The following is a 24182-nucleotide window of genomic DNA, read 5'->3' as shown; positions in this document are numbered from 1 at the left end:
TGGAGAGGGTGGTTCAATGATGAGCGCACTGGCTCGAATCGTCACGATGAAAGACGTGGCAGCGGCAGCGGGGGTTTCTCTGTCCTCTGTTTCGCGCGCGCTGTCCGGTCGAGGCGACCTCCCACCCGCTACACGGTTGCGCATACAGGTAGTCGCGACAGAGCTCGGCTATGTGCGAGATGTTGCCCCCCGCGGGCGTCCTTCAACCAACGATCCACGAACGATCGAGTTGGTGCTCCGTGGTTTCGATGATCCTTGGACGGACGAAGTCGTAGCCGGTGCAAGATCGGCTGCCGCCCGCCTCGGCTACGACCTCATCCTTACGGCAGAGCGCGACAACCCGGCCGATGATTGGCCGAGGCGAGCAGCCGCTCGTCGATCTGGCGGGGTCATTCTCGGTTTGATACGACCGACACAGAACCAACTTGCGCAGCTCCGAGGCTTGAACATCCCCGTTGTTCTGCTCGAGCCGAGGTCGGATCCACAGGGAGACCTGGAGGGTATCGGCACCACTGATGCGGCCGGAGGCTTCGAGGCCGGAGCTCATCTGGCGGAGCGCGGCCTCCAGAACTTCATCATCGTCGTCGGCCACCCGCCATTCCGTTTTGGCCGCGCCCGCGAGCAGGGTTTTCGCAATGCGGTGGAACAGCTCGTGCCCGGAGCCGAAGTCACCACGGTGAAGGCCAACTGGACTGATGCAGATTTGGCCGTCGCTTTCCGCCCGCTCTTGCGGGAGGCAAAGCTCCCTCTCGGTGTGTTTGCGTGCAACGACGCGATGGCCATGGGCGTGTACCGTGCAGCCAAGACGTTGGGGCTCCGCATTCCTCAGGATCTCTCAGTCGTCGGTTTCGACGACACACCGTTGGCCTCAACGTCCTCCCCCCCGCTCACAACCGTTCGGCAGCCGATTCGCCAGATGGCTTCGCGAGCGGTCGAATTCATTCATGAACTCCGCACGGGTACTGTGGGCTCAGGTGAATGGGTAGAACTGCCGACGCGGCTAGTCGTTCGGGAGTCGACCCAGACGGCGATTCCGTAAACGGCGCATCCGCTCGCGACCCCTGCGTTTCTGCAATCATCCGGAGATTCTGTCGGTAGCCGATCTCATCCGCGATGAGCGTTTTGCCGAGAAGTCGACGCGCAGTAGAGGTGACCATGAAAACGCAATCCGTCGAACCTTTCGTCAGACCAGACCCGGAACGCAACGCTGACTCGTTCTGCCGAAGAGCGCCGGCAACGGGCGGGGCCGCCGTATTGATCTGTATCAACGGGGAACCGGCGCTCGACCTGGCCAACGGGGTGGCTGATCCCGACGGGCCGCGCCCGCTCGACGGTGACACCCGGCAGGATCTGCACGCGCACGGAAAGGCACCGTGAGCATTGGCGAGGTGTTCGCCGAGCAGATCGCCGGTTCGTTTGAGCCTGGAGCACAACGATCGCCAGGAGGTCGTTAAGAGCGATGACGGCTGTGGCGTGAGGCGATCACGAGCTGCGGAACCCCGCATGTCCCCCGGTGATCGTCGGCGTAATCGGTCCGATCTCGACGATCCGGAGTCCGATCTGCTCAGCGTTGCGCAGCACCTGTTCGAATCTGCGCTCGCTGATCCACGACGCCTCAGGGCCCGCGAGGTACACCATCGCACGATGGCCCTCCGACGCGAGGTACTTCAACAGTTGGTCGATGCCGGCGGCGACGTCCGGCAGGACACCGGGGACGCCGGCGACGAGACGATTGATGAGCACGACGGGCTTGCGGCGCGCGATCTCACGGATCCGAACGTCCGGGAGACGGGTCGTCGCGAGCACCAGTCCGTCAACACTCGGCAGCAGCTCCTCCATCGTCTTGGCCTCGTGTCTACCGGACTCCTGGGATTCGGCGATGACCAGGGTGTATCCCGCCGCCGCCGCCGCCGCATGTTCGGCCCCTCGCACGATGCCGAAGACGATGGGATTGGTGATGTCGGCGACCACGAGCGCGAGCGTCCGGGTACGACCGCTGTGGAGCGCTCGGGCCGTGGGGTTGACGCGAAAATTGAGCCGTTCGGCGATCGCTCGAATCCTCGCCTCGGTCGGCGCACTGATCCGTCCTGGTTTCGAGAGCGCCCGCGACACGGTCGAGGGGGCGACGCCGGCGGCCTCGGCGACGTCGTAGATCGTCGCCTCCCGGGGCGTCCCCGGGCCGGAAGCGTGCGTCAGAAGCGCCTCGCTCACTCCCCACCACCGAATACCAGCGCGCGGACGTCGTCCATGACCGAAGCGACGGCGTGCGTCGCCTCCCGATCATGGTCGGCGTGCTCGAGGACGCCTGTCGACAGCGCCTCCTCGACAGCGCGGATCATCGGGACGTATCCGTTCCCTTGCCGTGGGTGCTCGACCGGTTCGGGCCTCTCCCAGAGTGCTTCAACCGAACCGGCGTGGACAGCCGCACGGTCAGTAGCCCAGAACATCGCTTGGATCTCGATCCACCCTCGGCTCCCGCTGATGGAGGCGGAAGGGTCGACGAAGTCGAGCATCGAACAGGCGATCTGCGAGGTCGAGCCGTGCTCGTGCTGCAGAGTCAGTTCGGCGGTGACGTCGACACCCTCACGCACCGTACCGGCAGCTGAGACGTTCACCACGGAGCCGAGTGCCCATACCGCCAGCGTTATGCCGTAGATGCCCTGGTCGAGCACCGAACTTCCGCCGAGTTCGGAACTCCACCGACTGCCGCCGGCCGGGAACGGCATGCCAAAGCCGCCGCGCATCGTCCGCGGTGTTCCGATCGCGCCGCCCGCGATGCGCGCCAATACGTCCCGATGGAGCGGGTTGAACTTCATCCACATCGCCTCCATAACGAAGCGATCGCGCAGGCGCGCCCGGTCGAAGATCCGAACGACGTCCGCGGCCGCCGTCGCCATCGGCTTCTCCACCAGGACGTGCTTTCCTGCGTCGAGCGCTGCGAGTGTCTGCGAGACATGCACGGCGGGTGGTGTCGCGATGTACACGATGTCGACGTCCGGCCGGGCCAGAACCGCGCCCAGGTCGTCGGTCCAGGTCGCGATACCGAACCGCTCGGCAACGTCACGTGCGCGGTGAGCTCGGCGCCCCCAGACGGCGGAGACGATGGAGCCGGCTGCGAGGATGTCCGCGATGAACGACTCCGAGATCGCCCCGGTTCCGACGACCGCCCACCGCACGCCCCGCGGGTCAGGCATCGTCATCGCTCAATGCTCGGTGGTCCCGGGCTTCCGCCCGTCAAGTCCACGCCACCGTCGGCGAAGCGACGTCGCGGCCGACTTCGGTTTCCGGTCCCGCGTGAAGATCCCTTTCTTGTTGCCGTCGACACGGTGCAGCCCGTTGTCGGTGGCGAAGTCGGCGAAGTTCCAGACCTGCTCTCCCACGAACTGCGGGAAGCGGTCGAAGACCTCGTGGTGCGCCTCGAGGAACGCGGTCTGATACTCCTCGGTCCAGACCTTGTCCCAGACGGAGTGCACGCCTGGCTCGGTGTCAGCGCCGTACTCCGTCATCATGATCGGCTTCTCGACGCGGTCGATCCATCCCTGGAGGTCACGGGCCAGGTACTCGCGAGCCGTCTCGAGGTCCCCACCGGCGACATACCAGCCGTAGTAGCGGTTCAGGCTCACCACGTCGAACAGGTCGATGATCTGGTCGTTCGTGAACGTCGCGAACAGCACCACGGCGTAGGTGAGCGGGCGGGTGGGATCGAGCTCTCGGGCGAGGTTCACGAGTGGCTCGAAGTACTCGCGCGCGCCGTCCTCGTTCGATGCCGGCTCGTTCGCGATGCACCACATGACCACTGAGGGGTGATTGCGGTCGCGTTCGATCAGTTCGCGGAGGTGCTGCGCGTGCGCGCCCTGAGTCCGGTCGTTCGCGTACTGTTCCGAGAACGTCGGGAACGGCGGCTTCCCGGCTAGGCCTCCAACGACGCCCATGTTCAGACCGACCGCGGCCGTCTCGTCGATAACGACGATCCCGTGTCGGTCGGCGAACTCGAGAACCTCCTCGGCGTAGGGGTAGTGCGAGGTCCGGAAGGAGTTCGCACCGATCCATTCGAGGAGCTGGAAGTCGTGCACGAGGTAGGCGTTGTCGTGCCCCTTGCCGCGCACCGGGGTGTCCTCGTGCTTTCCGAAGCCGGTGAAGTAGAACGGTTCGCCGTTGATCAGGAACTCGTAGCCCCGGACCTCGACGGTCCGCACGCCGACCGGGAGCGCGTACGTGTCGACGACGGCAGCTCCCGTGAGGAGTTCGATTTCGAGGTCGTAGAGGTATGCAGCCCCCGGCTTCCAGAGCGTCACGTCCTGGACCTCGAGCGTGCCCTCCCGGCCGCTGCCCTCGGCGACGATCACACCGCGCGCGTCTCGAAGCCTGACGCGCACCTCATCTCCGCCTGTCGTGTGCGTCACGTAGTGGACACTTCCCACAGTCCCGACGTGTCCGGTCGTCACGACGATGTCGTCGATTGCGACCTGCGGCAGGCTGTGCAGCCACACCGACCGGGCCAGGCCAGCGTAGTTGTAGAAGTCGTGGTAATAGACCTGCTTGCGGCGACCGGCCCCGGTCACCTCGATCTTCCCGGGTGGCACGGTCTCGTTGCTCAGGTCGCCGCTGACCGCCACGGTAAGCCGGAACTCCGCTCCCGCCGTCACGTGTTCCGTGACGTCGACGTCGAACGGGGTGTAACCGCCGATGTGCTCGCCGATGAGTCGGTCGTCGACGTAGACCCTCGCCGCGTGCGTCGCCGCGCCGAATCGAAGGAGTACGCGGTCGTCGGTCCATCCACGCGGTACTCGGACCGGCCGCTGGTAGTAGACCCACCCGACGTGGTTGCGGATCTCCGGATCGGTGAAGAGGTCGTTGTAGCTGGCTGGCACGGCCGCCTCAAGCGGTGTGTCCAGCTGTGCCGTCCACGGGCTCTCCGGGAGCCGCGAATCGATGGCAAACCGCCACACCCCGTCGAGGTTGACGAGCTCTCGGGTGGCGGTGGCAATGGGTTTCAGCATGATGACCTTTCTCCCCTGGTCACGAGGACCGGGGCGAGTGAGCAGAATCGGGAGGATCAGGAGGTGACGGCAGATCGACGAGATGCGATCGGTCGCGCTCGTCAGGGCGTTCGGGACACGGTCACCTCCGGGAGGAAGCTCCGGCGCCCCGAGACGTCGGTGAGCTCGCCGGTCAGGTCGACGATCGCCGTGGTCCGGATGTCCTCCGAGGAGGCACCGACGCGGAAGGTCACGCTGCCGGGCTCGACCACGAAGCGCCCGTCACGACCGCTGAAGCCGAGCTGGGCGACATCGACGTCGACGCTCACGCGGGCGCGCTCCCCGGCAGCGAGCTCCACGCGGGCGAACGCGACGAGTTGCTGCCAGGGTCTAGTCAGACCGGTCGCCGTGGTCGATGCGTAGATCTGGGCTACCTCGGCACCGCTGGCGTCGCCGACGTTCGTCACGTCGAAGGCCACCGCGATGACGCCGTCCATCGCCACGGAGTCGGTCACGGTCACCGCACCGTATTCGAACCGTGTGTAGGACAGACCATGTCCGAAGGAGTAGAGCGGTGACGCGGGGAGGTCCGAGTAGGCCTGAAAGTTGTCCGCCGCCTCCCTGCGGTAACCGCTGCCGGTCTTGGCGGCCTGGTAGATCGGAGTCTGGCCGGTGGCTCGGGGCAGGGTGAACGGCAGCTTCCCGCTCGGGGAGACGAGTCCGGCGAGGACGCGGGCGACGGCCTCAGCGCCCGCTGGTCCCGGGTAGTAGGCGACGAGGATTGCCGCGCACAGCGGGTCGATCTCGGCCAGTCCGTACGGGCGACCGCCGAAGAGCACCCCGACGATCGGTTTCCCGAGCACCGCTAGTGCTTTCACCAGGTCGCGCTGGTGCTGGGGAAGGTCGATGTCCGCGGCGTCGGTGCCCTCCCCCTCCGTCATCCGCCCGGCGAACGCCCCCGAGCGACCGCCGAGCGCGACGACGATGACGTCCGCGCCCTTTGCGGCTTCGATCGCCTCCGCTGTCGCCGCCTGGTCATGGTCGACTACGTCGAAGCCGGCGACGGTCTCGACTGCCCAATCCGCGTTCAGCGCAGCGAGCGCCTCGCCGAAGCCGATCGCGCCGTACTCGCTTCGGGACACCTCGTCGAGGTCGATGGCGGACATCGCCTCCATGCGCTCGGCGGCCGCCCGCTGCATCGCGGGCGGCATGTCGCCGAGCACACCCTCCATGCCAGCGAGTCGAGCGCGACCGGTCGCCAGGCCCCGCAGCATCTCCAAGGATGCCGGATAGGTGTAGTTCGCGAAGCCGGACATGGTGGAAGCGGCGTGCGGGCCGACGACAGCGATACGCTGCTGCGTCTGCAGGTCGAGTGGGAGGACTCCATCATTGCGGATGAGCGTGATCGACTGTTCGGCGAGCGTGGCGGATAGTTCGGCGCCCTCCGCCGCGATGGTAGCGAGCACGATCGGATCCTCGTCGACGATCGGGCGTTCAAAGAGTCCCAAGGCGAACTTCTGCTCCAAGACACGGAGGACGCTGCGGTCGAGCAGGGCGGCATCGATGCGCCCCGCCTCGACAGCGGTTGCAAGCGTCGCACCGTAGGCGTACGCGCCCGGGAGCTCGACATCGAGCCCGGCTGCCAGAGTGAGTGCTCCGGCCTCCTCTGCGGTCCGGGCGACGTGCTGCCGGTCGACCAAGAACTGCGTCGTCCGGTAGTCGGAGACGAGCGTGCCCGTGAAGCCCAGCCGATCACGCAGCCACTCGGTGAGGTAGGCCCGGGAGGTCGCAACGGGTTCGCCGTCAATCTCCGAGTAGCTGTTCATGACACTCTGAAGCTTCGCCAGGCGGATGGCCGCTTCGAAAGGCGTCGCGTGGACATCGTATAGCTCACGCGGGCCGAGGTGCGTTGCGGCGAGGTTCTGGCCTGCCTCGGTCGCCGCATAGCCGAGGAAGTGCTTGGCCGTCGCGAGCACCCCGTCAGCGAGATCCGTCCCCTGGATGCCGCTGACGTAGGCGACGCTCATTGCCGTGACGAGGAGCACCTCTTCCCCGTAGGTCTCGTGGACCCGGCCCCAGCGCGGATCACGGGCCACGTCGAGCACGGGCGAGAGCGCCTGCGTGATCCCAATGGACCGGGCCTGCCGCCTGATGATGTCCGCCATGTCGGTGACCAGCTCGGGATTCCACGTCGCGGCGAGTCCGATCGCCGTGGGGAACGAGGTGAACCCTTTGCCGAGCAGGCCGTTGAGCGCTTCGCTGTGGACGATGGCCGGGATGCCGAGACGGGTTCGCTCGACGAGGAAGCGTTGGAACTCGTTGTTCGCCTGTGCGAGTTCGGCCGGGCCGCCCACCATCATGTTCATGCCGGAGATGTGTCCGATGCCGAGTCCGAGAGCGGCCTCCAGTCGTTCCGATCCTTGGAGCGAGTGCGGGAGGACTCCGACGAGCTGTTGCGCCTTCTCGGGCACGGTCATCTGTCCGAGGAGTACGCTGGCGCGGTCGGCTGGCGAAAGGGTGATGTCGAGGTGACGGCGCATAGGGACTGCTTTCCAGATAGTCAATGTGGGAACACCGAAGACGATGACGAATTAGTCGGTGAGGGCGAACGCGGCGGCGGTCAGGTTCAAGAGGTGCCCCCCCGGAGAGAGGACGAAAGTCGCGGTCGCCGGGCGGGAGAAACTGAATCCTCGCAGCGGAGGCAGGCGGGCCGACGCAGCGGCCACGAGCCCGCCTTCCTCGGCCAGCATGTCGCTGCTCACGACGATCCGAGCGACAGACTCCATCGCCAGGAGTACGCGTGTCCGACAAGGCGGTGCGGGGCTAGCGTGTCGGGGCCGAGGAGCGCGGTACCGACGCCCCGGTGGGCGATGTCGAGGTGGACGAATGTGGAGCGGTCGGCAGGGAGTTCCCACCAGTGATCGGCCGCCTCCAGCTGCGCCACACTGTTTCGCGACACGGACAGGTGCATCGGCGAGGTGGCCCGCAGGCGCACCGACCCACTCGGGCCCCAGATGCGCGCGTCGGTCACGCCTCCCCTCGTTCCGTTCTCACTCGGGCGGAGGTAGGGCACCGACATGTCGTCGACGCTCGCGCTCCAGCGGCCGAGCAACGCCGCCGCGGCACGATCGGAGTAGTTCTCCCACGGGCCGAGGCCGACCCAGTCCACCTCGTCGAACCCTGGCACGAGTTCGAACTCGATTCCGACGCGCAAACCGTCGCGGGTGCCCTCCGGGAGCACGACATCCTCGGTGCAGACGAAGGTGCCGTCCCCGTCGGTCGTCAGCCGTCGGCGGTGCTTCACGATGTCGCCGAACGCCGCCCGGTAGGTCAGTTCACGAACCGTGCCGACCTCCGACTGCGTCTCCACTTCGTCCTCGAGCCGCAGGTCGAAGAACCCGGATCTGACGAACCGCTGATCGAGGGCGAAGGACTGGTCGTTGTCGGTCATCGCCCGCCAGAGACAGAGTCGTGGAGCGGCGGCTAGCAGGGCGTGACCGAGGTCCTCTTGGGCGACGACGGGTCGGGCGGCGACAGGCAGCTCCGCCGGCGTCCGGGGTTCGAGCACGGTCTGGACGGCTGCGATCTCGGTCCCGGCTCGCCCCCATGCGAGGTCGGTCCGGAGCCGGACGATCAAGGTGATCGCCAGCGCGTCCGCCGACCGGGCCGCCTGGATGATGAGATCAGGAAGGTGGATCCACGCGGAGGCCCCGGCCAGCACGTCCGGCACGTCGAGCGTCGCCACGACCGGCTCGCCATCCCGGCTCTCCACGCGCGCCTCGATGACGTACGCGTCGAGCGCCGCGAACGACTGGCGGTTCTGCACCTGCAGGGCGCTCTGACGCGTCGCGACGATACGGATCGGGCTGAACAGACCGCGCGCCTCGAGCAGCGCCGGTTTCGGCGTCAGGTCGCTGAACGCGAGGCCGTTCAACACGACGGCACCATCGTTGGGTACATCGCCGAAATCGCCGCCGTAGCGGAACCGACCGTTGTGATCGCGATCCAGTGAGTGGTCGAGGAACTGCCAGATGAACCCGCCCTGCAAACCGGGCAGCGACTCGAACAGTCGCCAGTACTCGGCCAATCCACCGGTGCTGTTGCCCTGCGAGTACGCGTACTCGCAGGTGATCATCGGGCGGTCGGCTCGCGGGTCGCTCGAGTAGGCCACCAGCGACGCGAATGACGGGTACATCGCGCAGACGATGTCGGTCGCGGCATGTCCGCCGTGCCAGTCGGTGGAGACCGCCCCTTCGTACTGCACCGGTCGGGTGGAATCGGCGTGACGGACCCAGGCCGCCGCAGCGTCGTGGGCGGCGCCGTACCCGGTCTCGTTCCCGAGCGACCAGACGATCACGCACGCTCGGTTCCGATCGCGCGTCACCATGCGCTGCACGCGCTCGACGATCGCCGTGAGGTATCTCGGGTCGTCGGCGATCGTGGAGGCGAAGGCGTGGCCCTCGATGTCCGCCTCGTCGACCACGTAGAAGCCGTACTCGTCGCACAGGTCGAGGAAGAAGGGGTCGTTCGGATAGTGGGAGGTGCGGATGGCGTTCACGTTCGAGCGTTTCAGGAGCGCGAGCTCGTCACGCATGCGTTGCTCTGACATCACCCTCCCCGTCCAGGGATCGGAGTCGTGCCGGTTCACGCCCTGGATCAGGATGCGGGCACCGTTCACGAGCAGGTCTCGTCCGACGACCTCGACTCGACGGAACCCCACGCGCAGCTCGGCGACGTCGACAACCTCGCCCTGCGGTCCGAGCAGTTCGACAGCGAGCCGGTACTGCTTCGGCGTCTCCGCAGACCAGGGAGAGACGGCGAGATCCGGCACGGTGACGATCGCCGTCCCTGCCGGACTGGCCGCGATCGGAGCCTGACCGAAGGCGTTCGGCATCGCACGGAACTCGGGTGGGACCGGAGCACTCGCGGCGCGGATGGAGATCATGTCCATGAAGTCCTCCGGCAGGCGTGGTTCCGGCCGTACGGATCGCGGAGCCTTCCCACGAGGCAGGCTCGGCTGCACGAAGCGCCCGGACACCGGTGTCTCATAAGACGCCTCGAGGAAGGTCACCCGGACGGTATGCCCGGTGTCTGCGCGGTCGGCGAGATCTGTGCTGATCGCCGTGACGCGGAGGAATCCGGTCTGGGCGACGTGGTCGTAGTCACTCACGACCACGAGGTCGTCGAGCGAGATCGTCGGACGTTCGATCAGCCCGACGGACCGGCTGAGGCCGTGCTGCCACCAGTGGTCCTGATCTTCCAGATAGCTCTCAGCTGACCAGGCCGCCACGCGCAACTCCAGCCGGTTGGCGCCGGCCACCGCCACCTCGGTGACGTCGAACTCGGCGGCCAGGTGCGAATCCGTGCTGGTCCCGATCTCGACGTCGTTCACGATGACCGTCAGACAGCCCACGGCGGCCCCGACGTGGAGGACGAGTCGCTTGCCCGACGGTTCCGCCCAGTCGAACGTCCTTCGATAGACGCCGACGGGGTTGACCGCCGGGACCTGCGGTGGGACTTCCGGGAAGGGCATCGGGACGTTCGTGTAGTGCGGTCGACCGAACCGCGGATCCATCGTCCAGAGCGAGGGCACGTCGACGACGGTCCAGTCGGTGTCGGCGTCGGTGTCCGCGGCGACATCCGCTACCCCACCCGCTTCGAGCCGGAACTCCCAAGCCCCGTCCAGGGAGGTCGTCAGCTCGCGGCGGATGCCCGACATCGGCAGCCGACCGCGGCTCGGGGCCGCCGCGTTCAGGACAGCCCCTGGTTCGTGGCCACTGCGCCGAGCCACGCCAGGCTCGGTTTGGGCGTTCGGACGAAGGTCTCACGGTCGACGGCGATGAGGCCGAACGTCGGTTCCCAGTGGCCCCATTCGAAGTTGTCGAGCAGGCTCCAATGCAGGTAGCCGTGGACGGTGATGCCGTCGTTCATGGTCTCCGCGAGACCGGCGAGCGCCTCGGCGGTGTATCGGATCCGCTGCTCGTCATCGGCGGTGGCGATGCCGTTCTCGGTGATCATGATCGGGACCCCACGGGTCACCTCGTGGGCGTGGCGGACAGCCATGGCGAGTGCATCGGGGCGGTAGGCGGTCCCGACGAGCGTGTTGTCGGGTGCAATGGGGTGTGGAACGAGCCCCTGGGCATCGACCTGCTGGCTGGAGTAAGCCTGCACGCCGACCCAGTCGTCGCCTCTGCTCCCCTCCCAGAACACGTCCTCCTTGCCATAGCGCATCTCCGCGAGCTTCTGCTCGCCCCCGGGCGCCGCGGTGAGCGCCTGAGCTGCGATCGTCCAACCGACCTTTGCGGACGTCTTCGCCTTCAGCACCGTTCGCGCGGCATGGTGGATGCCCACGAACATCCTGCCGATCTCCGGGTCGGCGTACGCGAGGAACTCCCTGGAGGAGCGCTGACGCTCCTCGTCAGTCCGATCGTCGACCGTCGGGCTCTGCCAGCCGCCACCGGATTCGGCCATGCGGCGCATGGCTGTCATGATCGCCGCCTGCATGTTCGGTTCGTTCATGGTCACGACCCACTCGACGCCGTCGAGGATCGAGGACGCACGGTCCACGTAGGCTGCGAATAACTCAGCTGCGCCGTCGGCAGACCAGCCGCCCCGGTCGGCGAACCATTGGGGAGCCGTGAAGTGCTGCATGGTCACGACCGGCGTCACGCCGTGTTCGAAGCAGCACTCGATGACCCGTCGGTAGTGAGCCAGTTCGGCGTTCGAGAAATGTCCTTGCAACGGCTCGATCCGTGACCACTCCAGACTGAACCGGTACGCGTTCAGCCCAACCCCCGCGAGGAGTGCGATGTCCTCGCGATAGCGGTGGTAACTGTCGCAGGCATCCAGGGAGAGCGCCATTCCTGGTGAGGTCTGTTCGCGCGTCCACCAGTCGCTGTTGACGTTGTTGCCTTCGATTTGGTGGCCGGCTGTCGCCGCACCCCAGAGGAAATCGGTCGGGAAGGTGCTCATCGCAGTTCCTGTTCTTCTTGGTGTTCGATGGTGGGCTCGTGAGGTTCGCGTCGTCACGGCGCTTCACGCCGAAGCGAGGCGCTCCCGCTCGAGGCGTCGGCGGCGCTGCTCGATGGGGTCCGCGACGGGCGCGGCCAGAAGGAGCTTCTCCGTGTACGGGTGCTTCGGTCGGGAGGTGACCTCGGGCCCAGGTCCCGTCTCCACCAGGTCTCCTCGGTAGAGGACGGCGACCCGGTGACTGATGTGGCGGATGACGGCGAGGTCGTGCGAGATGAAGAGGTATGCGACGCCGGTGGCACGTTGGATCTCCATGAACAGCTCCAAGACAAGGGCCTGGGTCGAAAGGTCCAACGCCGAGACCGGTTCGTCGCACACGATGAGTCGGGGACCGGGTGCCAACGCGCGCGCGATGGCGATCCGCTGGCGCTGTCCGCCCGAGAATTCACGGGGAAGGCGTTCCACGGCGTTCGCCGGTAGGCCGACCTGATCGAGAAGCATTCGCACCGTCGCCCTCGCGTCCCGCGGCGTCGCGCCCTGGACCACGAGCGGTTCACTGAGGATGTCGCCGATGGTCAGCGACGGGTTGAGCGAGGTGTACGGGTCCTGGAACACCACCTGGATGTCCTTCGCGACCTCATGCCGTTTCCGCCCGCTGAGCCCACCGATCGATCGATCGTCGAATCGGATCTCACCGCCGGACAGCGGCACGAGTCCGAGGACAGCCCGTCCGATGGTCGTCTTACCTGAGCCGGACTCTCCGACGAGGCCGAGGGTCTCTCCCTCGTCGACATGGAGGTCGATACCGTGGAGCACTTCGACCGGTTTGGCCCGGAAACCCTTGCCCGGGAAGTTCACGCGGAGATCCCGCACCTCGAGCAGACTCATGCTGTACCTCCCGGTCGTGCCACCGGAGGATCGGTGCGCACGGTGGCGTCATCCAGAATCCCGGCCAGCAGCGTCTTCGTGTAGTCGTCCTGCGGATCGCGGAAGACGTCGAGGACGTCTCCAGACTCCACGATCCGCCCCTGCTGCATGACGGCGATGCGGTCGCAGATATCCGCGACGACACCGAAGTTGTGCGTCACGATGAGGATCGCCATGCCGAGCTCGGCCTGGATCCCCCGCAGGAGGTCGAGGATCTCCGCCTGGACGGTGACGTCGAGGGCGGTGGTCGGTTCATCCGCGATGAGCAGCTTGGGCCGGCTGGCGACGGCACCCGCGATGAGGACCCGCTGCGCCATACCCCCGGAGATCTGGTGGGGGTAGGAGTTGAACGTGCGCTCGGGATCAGCGATCCCGCAGCGCGTGAGCAGAGCGAGTACACGGGAGCGAGCCTCGGCGCGGCTGACGCGCAAGGCGGCCCGGACGCCTTCGATGAGTTGGTACCCGACCGTGAAGGACGGATCGAGGTTCGACATGGGTTCCTGCGGGATGTAGGCGATGCCTTTGCCTCGCAGACCCCGGAGGTCTCGGTCGCTCAGTCCGACGAGTTCACGACCGTCGAAACTGATCGACCCCGACATGATGGTCGCCTCAGGCGGCAGGACGCCGAGAGTCGCAAACGCGGTCTGCGACTTGCCGGAGCCGGATTCCCCCACCAGGCCGACGACCTCGCCAGCCCCGACGCTCAGGGTGACGGCACGCACGACTTCGACGTGACCTCCCCCGGGAGCCGGGTACGCGATCGACAGGTTGTCGATGGAGAGCAGCGCACCCGGTGCCTCGCCGGTCGGCGTCGCTACCGGGTCCGCCGCGACGCGCTGGCCCGCACCGGCCTTCACCGGCTTCGGACGTGCCTCCTCGAAGTTGTCCCGGAGTGCGTTGCCGAGGAGCACCAGCGAAGCGGTGATCAGCCCGAGCAGCAGACTCGGCCACAGGAACTGCGTCGGCGCGATGTACAGGTTGCGGAACCCGGAAGCGATCATCGCCCCGAAACTCGGCACCTGCAGTGACCCGACGCCCAAGAAGGCGAGACCCGACTGCACCGAGATGGCCGAGCCGACGAGGAAGGCCGCAGCGATGATGATCGGCCCACGCACAACCGTCAGGACGTGTCGGCCGAGGATTCGAAGCGTCCCGACCCCGGACACCCGCGCAGCGTCGACGTACAGTTCGTTCTTGACGCCGAGCACCAGGTTGCGGACGATTCGGTAGATGCCTGGCGCGAGCAGGACGCCGAAGATGAGCATGGTCGCGCGATAGTCGCCGCCGGTGACCGGCATCAGGATGATCAGCAACAGGACGCCCGGGAACGTCATGATGAGGCTGAAGAGCCACTCCGTTGCGGACTGCGTGAACCGGCCGAAGTAGCCGCCGACGAGGCCAGCGGTCACTCCGACGACCAGTGCGACGCCGGTGCCGATGACCCCGGCGATAGCGGCGGTCTGTATCGAGTACAGGAGACGGCTGAAGATGTCCCGGCCGGACTCGTCCCCACCGAGCAGGTAGCCGGGGGTGCCCATTGGCGCATTCACAAACTTCAGGCTGGACTCGTTCGGGCCGAAAGGCGCGATCACCGGAGCGAGGGCGCCGAGCGCGAGGATCGCGACGAGGATGACGACCGTGCTGACCGCCTGTGGATCCTTGGCCAGCCGCTTCCAGAGCGGGGTCCGCGTCGAGCGGTTCGCGACCTGAGCGGTCTGGACGGCGACGGTGTCCGGTCGAGAGACCGACTTCGTCTGAGGGGAGATCGGATCGGACGTCGAGGTCTCGATGCGCTGATTTGCGGGTGGACTTGTTGTCGGTTCGTTCGGCAAGGTCATCGGACTCTCGCTTTCGGATTGAGCCAGCCGTTCGCGAGGTCGGTGGCGAGGTTGACGACGATGACGAGCATGACGCCGAAGGCGGTGATCCCGAGGACGACGGGGATGTCGCCCTGCAAGGAAGCGTTGAATGCGAAGCTTCCGTAGCCGGGGAGCGCGAAGACGTTCTCGATAATGAGCGCCGCGCCGAACATCTGCAGGAACTCCAGGGACATCACCGTCAGAGCCGGACTGCCCGCGTTACGGAGCGCGTGCTTCAGGATGATGGTGTTCGTGGGGATGCCTCGGGTGCGGAGGGTCCGGACGTAGTCCTTCCGAAGCTCGTCGATCATGCGCCCGCGGACCTGCGCCGCCATGTTCGCGACGCCTCCGATCGTGAGGACGATGACGGGGATCGTAATGCTCCGAAGCCATGCGCCCGGATCCTCCGTGAGCGGTGTGAACCCGGTGGCCGGAAGCCACTTGAGCTGCACTGCAAAGATGACCACGAGGCCGATGGCGAGCAGCAGCCCTGGAATGAGGTAGCCGACCAGGGATATTCCCTGCGCGATGCGATCGACGATGCCACCGCGTGCCGCGGACCAGACGCCGAGGAGGGTTGCGAGGACGGCCGTGATGAGTAGGGCCGGCACGATGATCGACAGCGTCACGGTCAGCCGCTGCACGACCGATGGTCCGACCGGCAGTGACGTGTAGACCGAGGTGCCGAAGTCACCTTGGAGCGCGTGGGTGAGCCAGGTGACGTACTGGGCCAACACGGGCTGGTCCCAGCCGCGAGCGGCTAGGACGCCCTGCACGTTCTCCGGCGTCGCGGACTGTCCGAGGATGGTCCGGGCGACGTCCACGAAGGACGTGCTGAGCATGAGGAAGACGATGAGCGTGACCAGCAGCGCCAGGATCACTCCGACGCTGATTCGTTTCGCGATGTAGAGCAGCATCTAGGTTCCAATCGAATACGGGGATGGGCGTTACGGCCCACCCCCGGAGGAGTCAGCTCGAGAAGCTGAACGTACGAACGGTCGCTGGAGCTCCGCCGTACGCGACCATGGAGATGCCATCGGTGGTCGCCCAGGTCGTTCCGACGTAGACGATCGGCGCTTCGAACGCTTGGTCGACGACGTACTCGTTCAGCTGCTTGTAGAACGGAGCCGCTTGCTCGGGGTCGACCGTCGAGTCGATGTCGTCGAAGATCTTCGCCAGAGTCGGATCGGAGAAGCTGCGCGGGTTGCCGTACCCGCCGACGCCGTAATGGAAGAAGGCGTCGGCCGCGTCCGAGTTGTACCCGGTCACCTGGAAGGTGAGGCCGAACTCGCCTGACTGGAGCGCCGACTGCGCCTGCTGCGGTGGTACAGCGACCCATTCAAGCCCGAGTCCGATGTCCGCGAACGCCTGCGATAGCGTCGGCTCGATGGAGGTCGTCAGGAAGGTACTGGGGATCTTGAATGTCTCACCGGCATATCCGGCCTCCTCGACGAGCTTCTTGCCCTTCGCGGGATCGTACTCGTACGTGGAATTCAGCGCCTTATCGAAGATTGCGCCGTTGGTGCTGAACACCTGCTGTGTCGTCTCGCCGACGCCTTGGTAGATGCCGGTCAGGATGTTCTCCCGGTCGATGGCGTAGTTGATCGCCTGGCGGACCCGCTTGTCACCGAGCGCCGGCCACGTCTCTCCACCGCGGTCGAGGATGTCGAGGAAGGCAAGGGCTTGTCCCTTGATCTCGTTCACCGTGAACTTGGAGGTGTCGAGCTGCTTGACCAGCTGCGCCTGGACCGTGGCCGCGTTGACCTCGCCTGCTTGGAGGGCGTTGAGTGATGCGGTCGGGTCCTGCAGTACCCGCACGGTCACGGTCGGGAAGGCGAACGCGTCCGAGTTCCAATAGTCGTCACGCTTGGTAAGGACGTAGGTGGTCCCCGGAACGGACTTGGCGACGTCGAGCTCGTACGGTCCGGACCCGACGGGGTCGGTCGCAAGGGCCGGGTCGTCGAAGCCCTTCGGGTCACCGATCACTCCAGCGCCGAGCGCCAGGTTGTAGAGGAATTGGGGGTCATAGCTCGTGAACGAGACGACGACCGTCAGCTCGTCCTTCGCGATGACGTCGGCGACGAGGCTGAACTTCGGCTGCACGATACCCGGCGTGTCCTTGGACCGCAGCATGGTCGCAGCGACCGCGGCCGCGTCGACCTTGTCGCCGTTACTGAAGGTCATATCGGACCGGAGCTTGAGGGTCAGTTCGGTCCCAGAGTCGTTATACTCCCAGCTCTCGGCTGCATTGGGAACAACTTCTGCCGTCTTGTTGTCCCGTGCGAGCAGGGTGTCGTACACGGACGACCAGACGTACACCTGCTGACCGTCGACAAGCTGAGCGGGATCGAGCGAGTTGGGGCCGGAGATCGCGGAGATCTTGAGGTCTGGCGCTGCTGCGGCACCGCTCGACGACTCGGCCGAGGGCGCTGAACAGCCGGCGATCGCCATGACGCTCGCCGCGAGGAGGCCAACGAGGACCAGTCCTCGCGTGCGGTGGATGGATGGTGACATGTTTCATACCCCTTTGGATGAAATGAGTGCTGGAAATCGAGTGTGTTGCTGCGTAGCCCGATGCACGCTGGTAGAAGTAAGCCAGATGTCACCATCGCTGACAACCGGTTGCCAAGCTTTTGCGCAACAACGCGCGAGCCAGGTTTGAGATGTGATCACCAGCGAGGAGAGGTGCACCGAGGAGCGCTACGCCCGAGAGGACGTCTTCCTCGAGGCCGCTCGCGGAGACGACTTCATCGGCGTCCAGGCCTACTCGACACGGGCCGTCGGCCCCGACGGCCCGATCGCGCACCCGCCCCACCCCGACAACACGCTCGTCGGTTCCCCGTACCGCCCGGACGCCCTCGGCATCGCCGTACGACACGCCTGGGCGGTCACCAAAGGCGTTCCTGCGCTCATCACGGAGAACGGCATCGCGACCGCAGACGATGCGCGACGGATCGCGTACACGGAGTCCGCACTCGCCGGGCTCGGCGAGGCCATGGCCGACGGCGTCGAGGTACTCGGATACCTGCACTGGAGCCTCCTCGACAACTTCGAGTGGGGCCACTGGGAGCCGACGTTCGGACTCATCGCCGTGGACCGCACGACCTTCGAGCGCCACCCGAAGCCGAGCCTGTACCGCCTCGGTGAGATCGCGGCGTCCGGCAGGATCTAGCGGAACCCCCGTGTCCGGCCGGCGGCTCTCACGAACGAATCGCGGGCCGGACGCGGAGGCAGATGATGAACCCCCCGAGCAGCACGAGGACACCCGCGCTGAGATAGAGCAGGGTGTAGTTGTCGCTGCCGGCTGCACCGGTCGCGAGCAGGACGGGAGCCACGAGCGGCGCGAGCGCGTTGGGGATCTTCTGCGAGAACGCCGTGATACCGAGGAATCGGCCGGCCTGCGTCTCGCGGTGCGGGAGCACATCGAGCACCACGGCCTGGTTGACGGCGAGGAACAACGCCACCCCGAGCGAGCCGCAGACGGCACCCACGATGAGGCCCGGAAGCGAGAAGGAGAACGCCGACACGCTGACGCCTCCTGCGTAGACGAGGACGGACACCAGGATGAACGGACGCCGTCTCCCCCAGCGGTCCGAGAGCCAACCCGCCGAGATGGCAGCGATCGCCGACACCACCGTCCCGGTGAGCGAGATGAGCCCCACGATCGGGGCGATCTCTCGAACGGAGAGGCCGAGCCGCGAGGCGAGGAAGAACGTCGAATACGTCGAGGTGAAGGTGATGCCGGCGAAGAACAGGAAGCGCCCCAGCCAGTTCCAGGCGAACAGCGGATGCTCGCTCGGTCGGAACACGTAGCTGCGGAACAGCATGCCGACGGAGAGCCTCGTCTCGAAGACCGTGCCGCGCGAATCGGCCTCCCGGACCCCGATGAGGAAGGCGACGACCAGCGGGATGCCGACGAGGGCCGGGAGCCACATCGACAAGCCGATGTCGCTGGCGATCGGGCCGACGAGCAGGATGCCCGTCACCGGCGCGACCTGCGCGACGACACCGATGATCGCGCCGACCTTGCCACGCTGAGAGGGCGCCAGGCGGTCGGCCTGGATGTTCCCGATCGAACCCATCGCGGTCCCCCAGCCGAGGTTGGCGAGCACCCAGCCGAGTCCGAGGAGAACGAAGTCCTGCGACGCGGCCATCAGCGCGATCGCCCCGATGCCGACGAGCATCCCGGCGAGGGTGAAGGGCCGGCGGCGACCCCACCGGGTGCGCGTCCGGTCGCTGAGCACGCCGGTCAAAGGCGCGGTGACGAGCGTGACGACCGAGCCGACGCCGAGGATGTAACCGAGGACCACCCCGTCTCCCGGGTCGAGCGAGTCGATCTTCAGCGCGAGGGTGAAGACCATCGGCACGAGATAGGCGAGCGCCGAGCCCAGCATTCCGATGACGAGCAGGGCGATCTCGACCCGGCGCAGCCCTGGCACACCCGACGACGGCTCCGGGGGCGACGCGGCGAGGGCCTCGCCGACCCCGGGCGTCGCCGACGCTTCCGCGACGACCGCCCTGTCTGCGCCCGCATCAGCGGGGGTCGGCTCTGTCATCTTCGACATCGCGTCCATTTCCTGCTGCCATGACGGCAGCTGCTCTCGACGGAACAGGCGAACGGTTCCCTCAGGTGAGGTCTTCCGGCAGTGCCTCGTGCTCGCCTGGGTGAGGCTTCGGCTTCGGGATGCACGCGGCGATCACGGCACAGGCCACTGCCGCGACCAGCCCGAAGATGAAGGCGAGCTGGAAGCCCGGCCCGCTCGGCACCAGGGTGTCGCCGAACGGTACGGCGGAGTCCGCGAGGATCACCGCGATGATCGCTGCCGCCACGCTCGTCCCGAGGGCCCGCATGAGCGTGTTGAGGCCGTTCGCCGCACCGGTCTCGGTCGCGGGTACCGCCTGCATGATGAGCGTCGGCATCGCCGCATAGCCGAGGCCGATCCCGATCCCGATCAAGATGTTGAAGAGCAGGACGTGCCAGACCTGCAGGTCGACGAAGACGGCACCGAGGTAGCTGATCGCGATGATGCTCGCGCCGATCACGAGCAGCGGTTTCGCACCGAGCGTGCGCGAGAGGCGACCGGCGATCGGTGACATCGCGAGCATGGCGAGGCCTGAGGGCATCAGGATGAAGCTCGCCTGCAGCAGAGTGAGTCCGAGCCCGCCGGTCTCTGTCGGGAGTTCGAGCAGCTGCGGGAAGACGATGCTCGAGGAGAAGAGGGCGAAGCCCATCGCGATGGACGAGAGGTTCGTCAGCAGCACCGGCGGGCGGGCGCTCACCCGGAGGTCGACGAGCGGGTTGGTGACGCGCAGCTCGAACCATCCCCATGCGAGCAGGACGACGACCCCACCGATCAGGAGGATCAGCGTCTGCGGTGCGTCCCAGCCCCACTCGTTGCCCTTGGAGACGGCGAGGAGCACCCCCACGAGGCCGATCGCCAGCCCGATCGCGCCCACGATGTCGAGCCGTCCGCCGGTGCGGAGTGTGCTGGCTGGCACGACCGTGGCGAAGAGGACGAACGAGGTTGCGCTGATGCCCGCTGCGACCCAGAAGAGGATGTGCCAGTCGAAGTGCTCGGTCACGAACGCGCTGAGCGGCAGGCCCAGTGCACCACCCACGCCAAGCGTTGCGCTGACGAGTGCGATCGCACCGCTCAGCTTCTTCGGCGGCAGCGTGTCGCGCAGGATGGCGATACCGAGCGGGATGACGCCCATGCCGGTGCCCTGCAGGCCTCGCCCGATGATGAGCGGGACGACTGTCGGCGACAGCGCGGCGATCACCGATCCGGTGACGAGGAGACCGAGCAGGACCAGGGCGACGCGGCGCTTGCCGTACATGTCGCCGAGCTTGCCGGAGATCGGCACGCAGATCGCCGACACGAGGAGCGTGATGGTGATGACCCAGGCCGTGTCCTCCCTCGCGGCGTTCAGCAGCTGCGGCAGCTGGGCCTGGATGGGGATAAGGATCGTCTGCATGAACGATGCGCCCATGCCTGCGAAAGCGAGCACGGCGACGAGGCCCCGATGCCGCGGTGGCCTGGCACTCGCGCGCTGGACGGGCACGGAATCGGTTCGGGTCATGGGAACTCCTGAAGGTGAAGGGCCGCGGACATCGCGCGGCGGGTGGTGGCGACGTCAACGTCCATGAGACTGAGTCTCATCATGGAGTCACGATATCACCTTGTAGACTCCTTCGCATGACCGCCACTGTTCGAGAACGCTCTCGTGACGCCTTCCGCGCCGAACTCGCGCGCGCGGCCGTCGACCTGTTCGTCGACCATGGCTTCGACGGCATCACGGTCGAGGACCTCTCCCACCAACTCGGCATCTCCCGGGCGACGTTCTTCCGCTACTTCGGCTCGAAGGAGGACGTCATCGTCGTCGCGACCGAGGGATCAGGCGTCCGGCATGCCGAGGCGCTCCTCTCAGCCGAGGACGGCACCGCCTGGGAACTCCTCCGCGCAGCCTTCGAGCCGGCGGCGATCACGGCAGACCGTGAGCCGGAGCGGCTGCGCGAACGGCTGCGCATGATCTCGGCTCTCCCCACCCTCAAGGCGCGTATCGCCGAGAAGCGCGCGTCCCAGATCGAGGAGGTGGCCGCAGCGCTCGCGACGCGCATCGAGGACCCGAACGCAGCCCCTGTCCTCACCGCCGCCGCCTACACGGTCGTCGACATCGCCTGGGAACGCTGGGCGAACGACGAGGCTGCCGCGCTCCGCGACGTCTTCGACGACGTCTTCACCTCCCTCGCCTCGGGCAGTGCGCCGCGCCGCGCCGCTGATCAAAGTGCACCCGAAGCCAGTGACCAAACACAATCGGGGCGGAACCGTAGGCGGCCCGGAATCGATTGATTTCGGTCTTGACCTCTCCTACCGCCGACACTCAGCTCACCGCGGGACGCCGTTCGGGTGTCCACATAGGCGTGGACGCGGGATGCTCGGTCGACGGGATGCTCGATCGCTGACGCGCTAGCTAGCACCGACGGCCGGCGTCGTCCGGGTGCGGAACTCGCGTTCAGTGGAGCAGTGATCGTCTCGGTCTGGACGGATAGCGAGCCCATGGTCGGCCTGGTCGAGGCGGGCGCGTTTCTCATGGATCTGGCCCACCCGATCCTCTAGGACCGGGCGGAGCTGGTCTCGAACATCGGTCCAGGAGCCACTCAGTCACCACCACTGTAGTCACCCTTTTCTCACCCGAAATTCGAGCACACCACGTCCAACCACGTCTAACGCTCCCGCGAAATCACACGGAAGTTCGCCCGAGTGAGCCCCAGTTAGTCGACGGTTGGTAACTTCAGCTTCCCAAGCTGATAGCGCGGGTTCGATTCCCGTCATCCGCTCCATACACCAGGTCAGCGGTCGCTCTAGAGTCGATGACATGCCCTCGATTCGGAACATCTCCGTCGGCCTTCCCATCCGAGACGGTCACGTACTCGTCTTGAACGGCGTGGACACCGTGAAGGACCAGGCCTTCCATCGCGCGATCGGGGGCGGCATCGAGTTCGGCGAAACCGCGGAAGCCGCTCTGCGCCGCGAGTTCGTCGAGGAGCTCGGCGTCACGCTGGGCCCCGTCACCCTGCTCGACGTCGCTGAGAACATCTTTGAGTACGAGGGTGAGCCAGGCCATGAGATCGCCCACATCTTCGCCGTCGAGTCCGTCGAGATCGATTCCATCCCGCTCGACGCCCGCCTCCACGTCCTGGACGAGGGAAGTCCGGTTCGATGGGTGTCGATCAGCGAGACCGATCGCCCCATCTACCCGGCAGGTGTCACACGCCTCCTCTGTTCCCCGGCGCTCATCACTTCATCGCACCAGGTCGTTCGCAACATCGACTCGCCGTGACAACACCTGGCCCGGCCATGCGCCAGCCCCGTCGCCGACCGTGAACGTCACGTCACGCTCATAGCCAGCGGCCTCGTAGAAGCGGACGAGATCTCCCGAGCCACCCGCGTAGCAGTCGACCCTCATGCGACCGACCCCGGCAGCCCGCGCGCGCTCCTCGGCGAATGCCAGCAAGCGGCGACCGATGCCCTTCACCCGCGGGTCGCGCGAGCCGATCAACACGCGGACGTAGACCTCCGGTTCGGTGGCGGCCGGCACGTACTCGAGCGCCTCGCCCAGCACGAGCGCTCCGCAAACCCCGACCGTGGGATGCTCGACGACCCAGGCATCGGATGAGGCACACCACTGCTCGACACGCGTGATCCAGCGCTCCTGCCCAGATGCAGGTTCGGTACCCCACTGCCGTGTGTTGCCGATCCGCACGAACCAGGCGATTGCTGCATCGAAGAGCGCCAGCACTGCGCCTGCGTCCGCCGGAACGGCCCGACGGATCTTCAGCTGCACCCGATCGCCCATGCTCGACGCAGGCTCCAACCCACCCGTCATCGAGCTTTCCCGTAACGCTTCGACATGTCGCCTGCTCTCTCCATCCGATGCCAGGTTGGCATGAGTCGCCCACGGGACGCCAACACCGCCGGGGTCTGAGCCGGCTCATCGCCGTGCGCCGGAGGTCGCCGGCACACCGAGCGGACTCGACGAGCTCGGGTCAGTCTGTCGAGCGTCGGAGGATGACCCACCAGATGAGCCCGGCGAGGCCGATCACAAAGAACACCGCACTGAGAATGTAGCCTTCAGCGCTACCTCCCCCCATGGCAGTGGTGACTGAAACGAGGAACGCTGGCAGCAGTCCGAGGACAGTGATCCAAGCGGCGATCCGACGCTGCAGCATGCGCCTGCGCGTGGTGGTCATGAGTGGCCTCTCCGGTGTTCGTTCGAGCATCCGTGTCAGACGTCTCCGCTGGACGATCCTCTCATCAAGGCGCTCAGCTGTGCGTCGTGTTCGCGCGCATCTCCTCGACGGTCATCTCGGGTGCGCCGACGGCGGCCGCCTCCGGGTCCATCCAGACGAAGTCCCAGTGGTGGCCGTCGAGGTCGTCGAAGCTCTTCGAATACATGAAGCCATGGTCCTGTTCGCCGGCAGGCGTAGCCCCGCTCGCGATGGCCTTCTCGACAATCGAATCGACGTCGGCTCTGCTCTCGGCGCTGAGAGCGAGCTGCACCTCGGTGGAGGTGGTGGCGTCGATGATCGACTTGCTCGTGAACTCCGCGAAGAACTCTCGCGTGAGCAGCATCGCCGTGATCGTGTCGCTGATGACCACGCTGATCGCGTTCTCGTCGCTGAAACCCTCGTTGATCGAGTACCCGAGTGCTTCGAAGAACACGCGTGACCGCGCCAGGTCGTTGACGGGCAGGTTGATGAAGATCATGGTGGGCATCGGGGCCGTCTCTCTCGAGGGTGCCGGCGGTCCGTTGCCGTCGATCGCACTCGAATGATGGCGAGCATGCTCGACGACGTCAAGAGCCATCCGACGCGAAGCGGCTCGAGCAGCGGCTCGAGCAGCGCACGCCTGTGGTCACGACGAAACGTCCCCGCATGGATTCACGC

General features: G+C 66.5%; 20 protein-coding genes. 5 read left to right on the top strand and 15 right to left on the bottom strand.

The features are described 5' to 3' along the window. The first annotated feature begins 16 nt into the window (after positions 1-16). Positions 17-1039 carry a LacI family DNA-binding transcriptional regulator gene (locus ACQG07_RS10220; RefSeq protein ID WP_426738199.1) on the top strand — a complete coding sequence of 341 codons (1023 nt, stop codon included), beginning with the start codon at positions 17-19 and terminating at the stop codon, positions 1037-1039. A 116-nt stretch (positions 1040-1155) separates the two neighbouring features. After that, positions 1156-1377, top strand: a complete 222-nt coding sequence (locus ACQG07_RS10215) for a hypothetical protein (RefSeq protein WP_426738198.1) — start codon at positions 1156-1158, stop codon at positions 1375-1377. Between the two features lie 105 nt (positions 1378-1482). Here the strand turns inward: ACQG07_RS10215 and ACQG07_RS10210 are convergent, their stop codons facing one another. The 10 genes from ACQG07_RS10210 to ACQG07_RS10165 form a co-directional block, all read right to left on the bottom strand. Next, entirely contained in the window at positions 1483-2211 is a 729-nt protein-coding gene (locus ACQG07_RS10210; RefSeq protein ID WP_426738197.1) for a LacI family DNA-binding transcriptional regulator, read from the bottom strand. Further along, positions 2208-3200 (bottom strand): Gfo/Idh/MocA family protein, encoded by a 993-nt coding sequence (locus tag ACQG07_RS10205; RefSeq protein ID WP_426738196.1) that lies wholly within the window; start codon positions 3198-3200, stop codon positions 2208-2210. Before ACQG07_RS10205 ends, ACQG07_RS10210 begins: the two co-directional genes overlap by 4 nt. A 3-nt stretch (positions 3201-3203) precedes the next feature. Then, the gene (gene uidA / locus ACQG07_RS10200; protein WP_426738195.1) at positions 3204-5000 is read right to left on the bottom strand and encodes a beta-glucuronidase; all 1797 of its coding nucleotides are present in this window, start codon (positions 4998-5000) and stop codon (positions 3204-3206) included. Positions 5001-5101: 101 nt separating this feature from the next. Further along, on the bottom strand, positions 5102-7519 hold the full coding sequence (locus ACQG07_RS10195; RefSeq protein WP_426738194.1) for a beta-glucosidase: 2418 nt from the start codon (positions 7517-7519) through the stop codon (positions 5102-5104). A 218-nt stretch (positions 7520-7737) separates the two neighbouring features. After that, the gene (locus tag ACQG07_RS10190) at positions 7738-10770 is read right to left on the bottom strand and encodes a glycoside hydrolase family 2 TIM barrel-domain containing protein (RefSeq protein ID WP_426738193.1); all 3033 of its coding nucleotides are present in this window, start codon (positions 10768-10770) and stop codon (positions 7738-7740) included. Then, the gene (locus ACQG07_RS10185) at positions 10731-11951 is read right to left on the bottom strand and encodes a glycoside hydrolase family 1 protein (protein ID WP_426738192.1); all 1221 of its coding nucleotides are present in this window, start codon (positions 11949-11951) and stop codon (positions 10731-10733) included. Before ACQG07_RS10185 ends, ACQG07_RS10190 begins: the two co-directional genes overlap by 40 nt. 63 nt (positions 11952-12014) lie before the next feature. Then, a complete protein-coding gene (locus tag ACQG07_RS10180; protein WP_426738191.1) occupies positions 12015-12836 on the bottom strand; it encodes an ATP-binding cassette domain-containing protein in 822 nt (273 codons plus the stop codon). Beyond that, entirely contained in the window at positions 12833-14713 is a 1881-nt protein-coding gene (locus ACQG07_RS10175; RefSeq protein WP_426738190.1) for an ATP-binding cassette domain-containing protein, read from the bottom strand. The genes ACQG07_RS10180 and ACQG07_RS10175 overlap by 4 nt, the downstream gene beginning before the upstream one ends. Beyond that, the gene (locus ACQG07_RS10170; RefSeq protein ID WP_426738189.1) at positions 14710-15651 is read right to left on the bottom strand and encodes an ABC transporter permease; all 942 of its coding nucleotides are present in this window, start codon (positions 15649-15651) and stop codon (positions 14710-14712) included. Before ACQG07_RS10170 ends, ACQG07_RS10175 begins: the two co-directional genes overlap by 4 nt. A 52-nt stretch (positions 15652-15703) precedes the next feature. After that, the gene (locus tag ACQG07_RS10165) at positions 15704-17248 is read right to left on the bottom strand and encodes an ABC transporter substrate-binding protein (RefSeq protein WP_426738188.1); all 1545 of its coding nucleotides are present in this window, start codon (positions 17246-17248) and stop codon (positions 15704-15706) included. Positions 17249-17399: 151 nt separating this feature from the next. Between ACQG07_RS10165 and ACQG07_RS10160 the strand changes: the two genes are divergently transcribed. After that, positions 17400-17906 carry a family 1 glycosylhydrolase gene (locus tag ACQG07_RS10160; protein WP_426738187.1) on the top strand — a complete coding sequence of 169 codons (507 nt, stop codon included), beginning with the start codon at positions 17400-17402 and terminating at the stop codon, positions 17904-17906. Positions 17907-17934: 28 nt separating this feature from the next. On the opposite strand, the gene ACQG07_RS10155 is transcribed toward ACQG07_RS10160, so the two are convergent. Then, entirely contained in the window at positions 17935-19299 is a 1365-nt protein-coding gene (locus ACQG07_RS10155) for an MFS transporter (RefSeq protein WP_426738186.1), read from the bottom strand. A gap of 61 nt (positions 19300-19360) precedes the next feature. Next, complete coding sequence (locus ACQG07_RS10150; RefSeq protein WP_426738185.1) at positions 19361-20815, bottom strand: MFS transporter; 1455 nt, start codon at positions 20813-20815, stop codon at positions 19361-19363. A gap of 116 nt (positions 20816-20931) precedes the next feature. Between ACQG07_RS10150 and ACQG07_RS10145 the strand changes: the two genes are divergently transcribed. Then, positions 20932-21585 (top strand): TetR family transcriptional regulator, encoded by a 654-nt coding sequence (locus tag ACQG07_RS10145; RefSeq protein ID WP_426738184.1) that lies wholly within the window; start codon positions 20932-20934, stop codon positions 21583-21585. Between the two features lie 526 nt (positions 21586-22111). After that, the gene (locus ACQG07_RS10140; RefSeq protein ID WP_426738183.1) at positions 22112-22576 is read left to right on the top strand and encodes an NUDIX hydrolase; all 465 of its coding nucleotides are present in this window, start codon (positions 22112-22114) and stop codon (positions 22574-22576) included. Here the strand turns inward: ACQG07_RS10140 and ACQG07_RS10135 are convergent. The 3 genes from ACQG07_RS10135 to ACQG07_RS10125 all read right to left on the bottom strand — a co-directional run bounded on the left by ACQG07_RS10135 (position 22538) and on the right by ACQG07_RS10125 (position 24012). After that, positions 22538-23080, bottom strand: a complete 543-nt coding sequence (locus ACQG07_RS10135) for an N-acetyltransferase family protein (protein ID WP_426738182.1) — start codon at positions 23078-23080, stop codon at positions 22538-22540. The two genes, ACQG07_RS10140 and ACQG07_RS10135, sit on opposite strands and share 39 nt — an antisense overlap. Before the next feature lie 202 nt (positions 23081-23282). Further along, complete coding sequence (locus ACQG07_RS10130; RefSeq protein ID WP_159877247.1) at positions 23283-23486, bottom strand: hypothetical protein; 204 nt, start codon at positions 23484-23486, stop codon at positions 23283-23285. Between the two features lie 73 nt (positions 23487-23559). Next, positions 23560-24012: a VOC family protein gene (locus tag ACQG07_RS10125; RefSeq protein ID WP_426738181.1), complete on the bottom strand. Its 453-nt coding sequence runs from the start codon at positions 24010-24012 to the stop codon at positions 23560-23562. Between the last annotated feature and the right edge of the window lie 170 nt (positions 24013-24182).

It is taken from the genome of Plantibacter sp. 2H11-2, from assembly GCF_050031945.1.
GTDB classification, from domain to species: Bacteria; Actinomycetota; Actinomycetes; order Actinomycetales; family Microbacteriaceae; genus Plantibacter; species Plantibacter auratus.
Note: the sequence above shows the minus strand (reverse complement) of the source record. Positions and strands in the feature narration are given on the sequence as shown.

Bases quoted from the DNA above. Each gene is read 5' to 3' on its own strand.
- ACQG07_RS10220 (WP_426738199.1), top strand. From the start codon at position 17: ATGATGAGCGCACTGGCTCGAATCGTCACGATGAAAGACGTGGCAGCG.
- ACQG07_RS10215 (WP_426738198.1), top strand. From the start codon at position 1,156: ATGAAAACGCAATCCGTCGAACCTTTCGTCAGACCAGACCCGGAACGC.
- ACQG07_RS10205 (WP_426738196.1), bottom strand. From the start codon at position 3,200: ATGACGATGCCTGACCCGCGGGGCGTGCGGTGGGCGGTCGTCGGAACC.
- uidA (WP_426738195.1), bottom strand. From the start codon at position 5,000: ATGCTGAAACCCATTGCCACCGCCACCCGAGAGCTCGTCAACCTCGAC.
- ACQG07_RS10195 (WP_426738194.1), bottom strand. From the start codon at position 7,519: ATGCGCCGTCACCTCGACATCACCCTTTCGCCAGCCGACCGCGCCAGC.
- ACQG07_RS10185 (WP_426738192.1), bottom strand. From the start codon at position 11,951: ATGAGCACCTTCCCGACCGATTTCCTCTGGGGTGCGGCGACAGCCGGC.
- ACQG07_RS10180 (WP_426738191.1), bottom strand. From the start codon at position 12,836: ATGAGTCTGCTCGAGGTGCGGGATCTCCGCGTGAACTTCCCGGGCAAG.
- ACQG07_RS10175 (WP_426738190.1), bottom strand. From the start codon at position 14,713: ATGACCTTGCCGAACGAACCGACAACAAGTCCACCCGCAAATCAGCGC.
- ACQG07_RS10170 (WP_426738189.1), bottom strand. From the start codon at position 15,651: ATGCTGCTCTACATCGCGAAACGAATCAGCGTCGGAGTGATCCTGGCG.
- ACQG07_RS10165 (WP_426738188.1), bottom strand. From the start codon at position 17,248: ATGTCACCATCCATCCACCGCACGCGAGGACTGGTCCTCGTTGGCCTC.
- ACQG07_RS10155 (WP_426738186.1), bottom strand. From the start codon at position 19,299: ATGTCGAAGATGACAGAGCCGACCCCCGCTGATGCGGGCGCAGACAGG.
- ACQG07_RS10150 (WP_426738185.1), bottom strand. From the start codon at position 20,815: ATGACCCGAACCGATTCCGTGCCCGTCCAGCGCGCGAGTGCCAGGCCA.
- ACQG07_RS10145 (WP_426738184.1), top strand. From the start codon at position 20,932: ATGACCGCCACTGTTCGAGAACGCTCTCGTGACGCCTTCCGCGCCGAA.
- ACQG07_RS10140 (WP_426738183.1), top strand. From the start codon at position 22,112: ATGCCCTCGATTCGGAACATCTCCGTCGGCCTTCCCATCCGAGACGGT.
- ACQG07_RS10130 (WP_159877247.1), bottom strand. From the start codon at position 23,486: ATGACCACCACGCGCAGGCGCATGCTGCAGCGTCGGATCGCCGCTTGG.
- ACQG07_RS10125 (WP_426738181.1), bottom strand. From the start codon at position 24,012: ATGCCCACCATGATCTTCATCAACCTGCCCGTCAACGACCTGGCGCGG.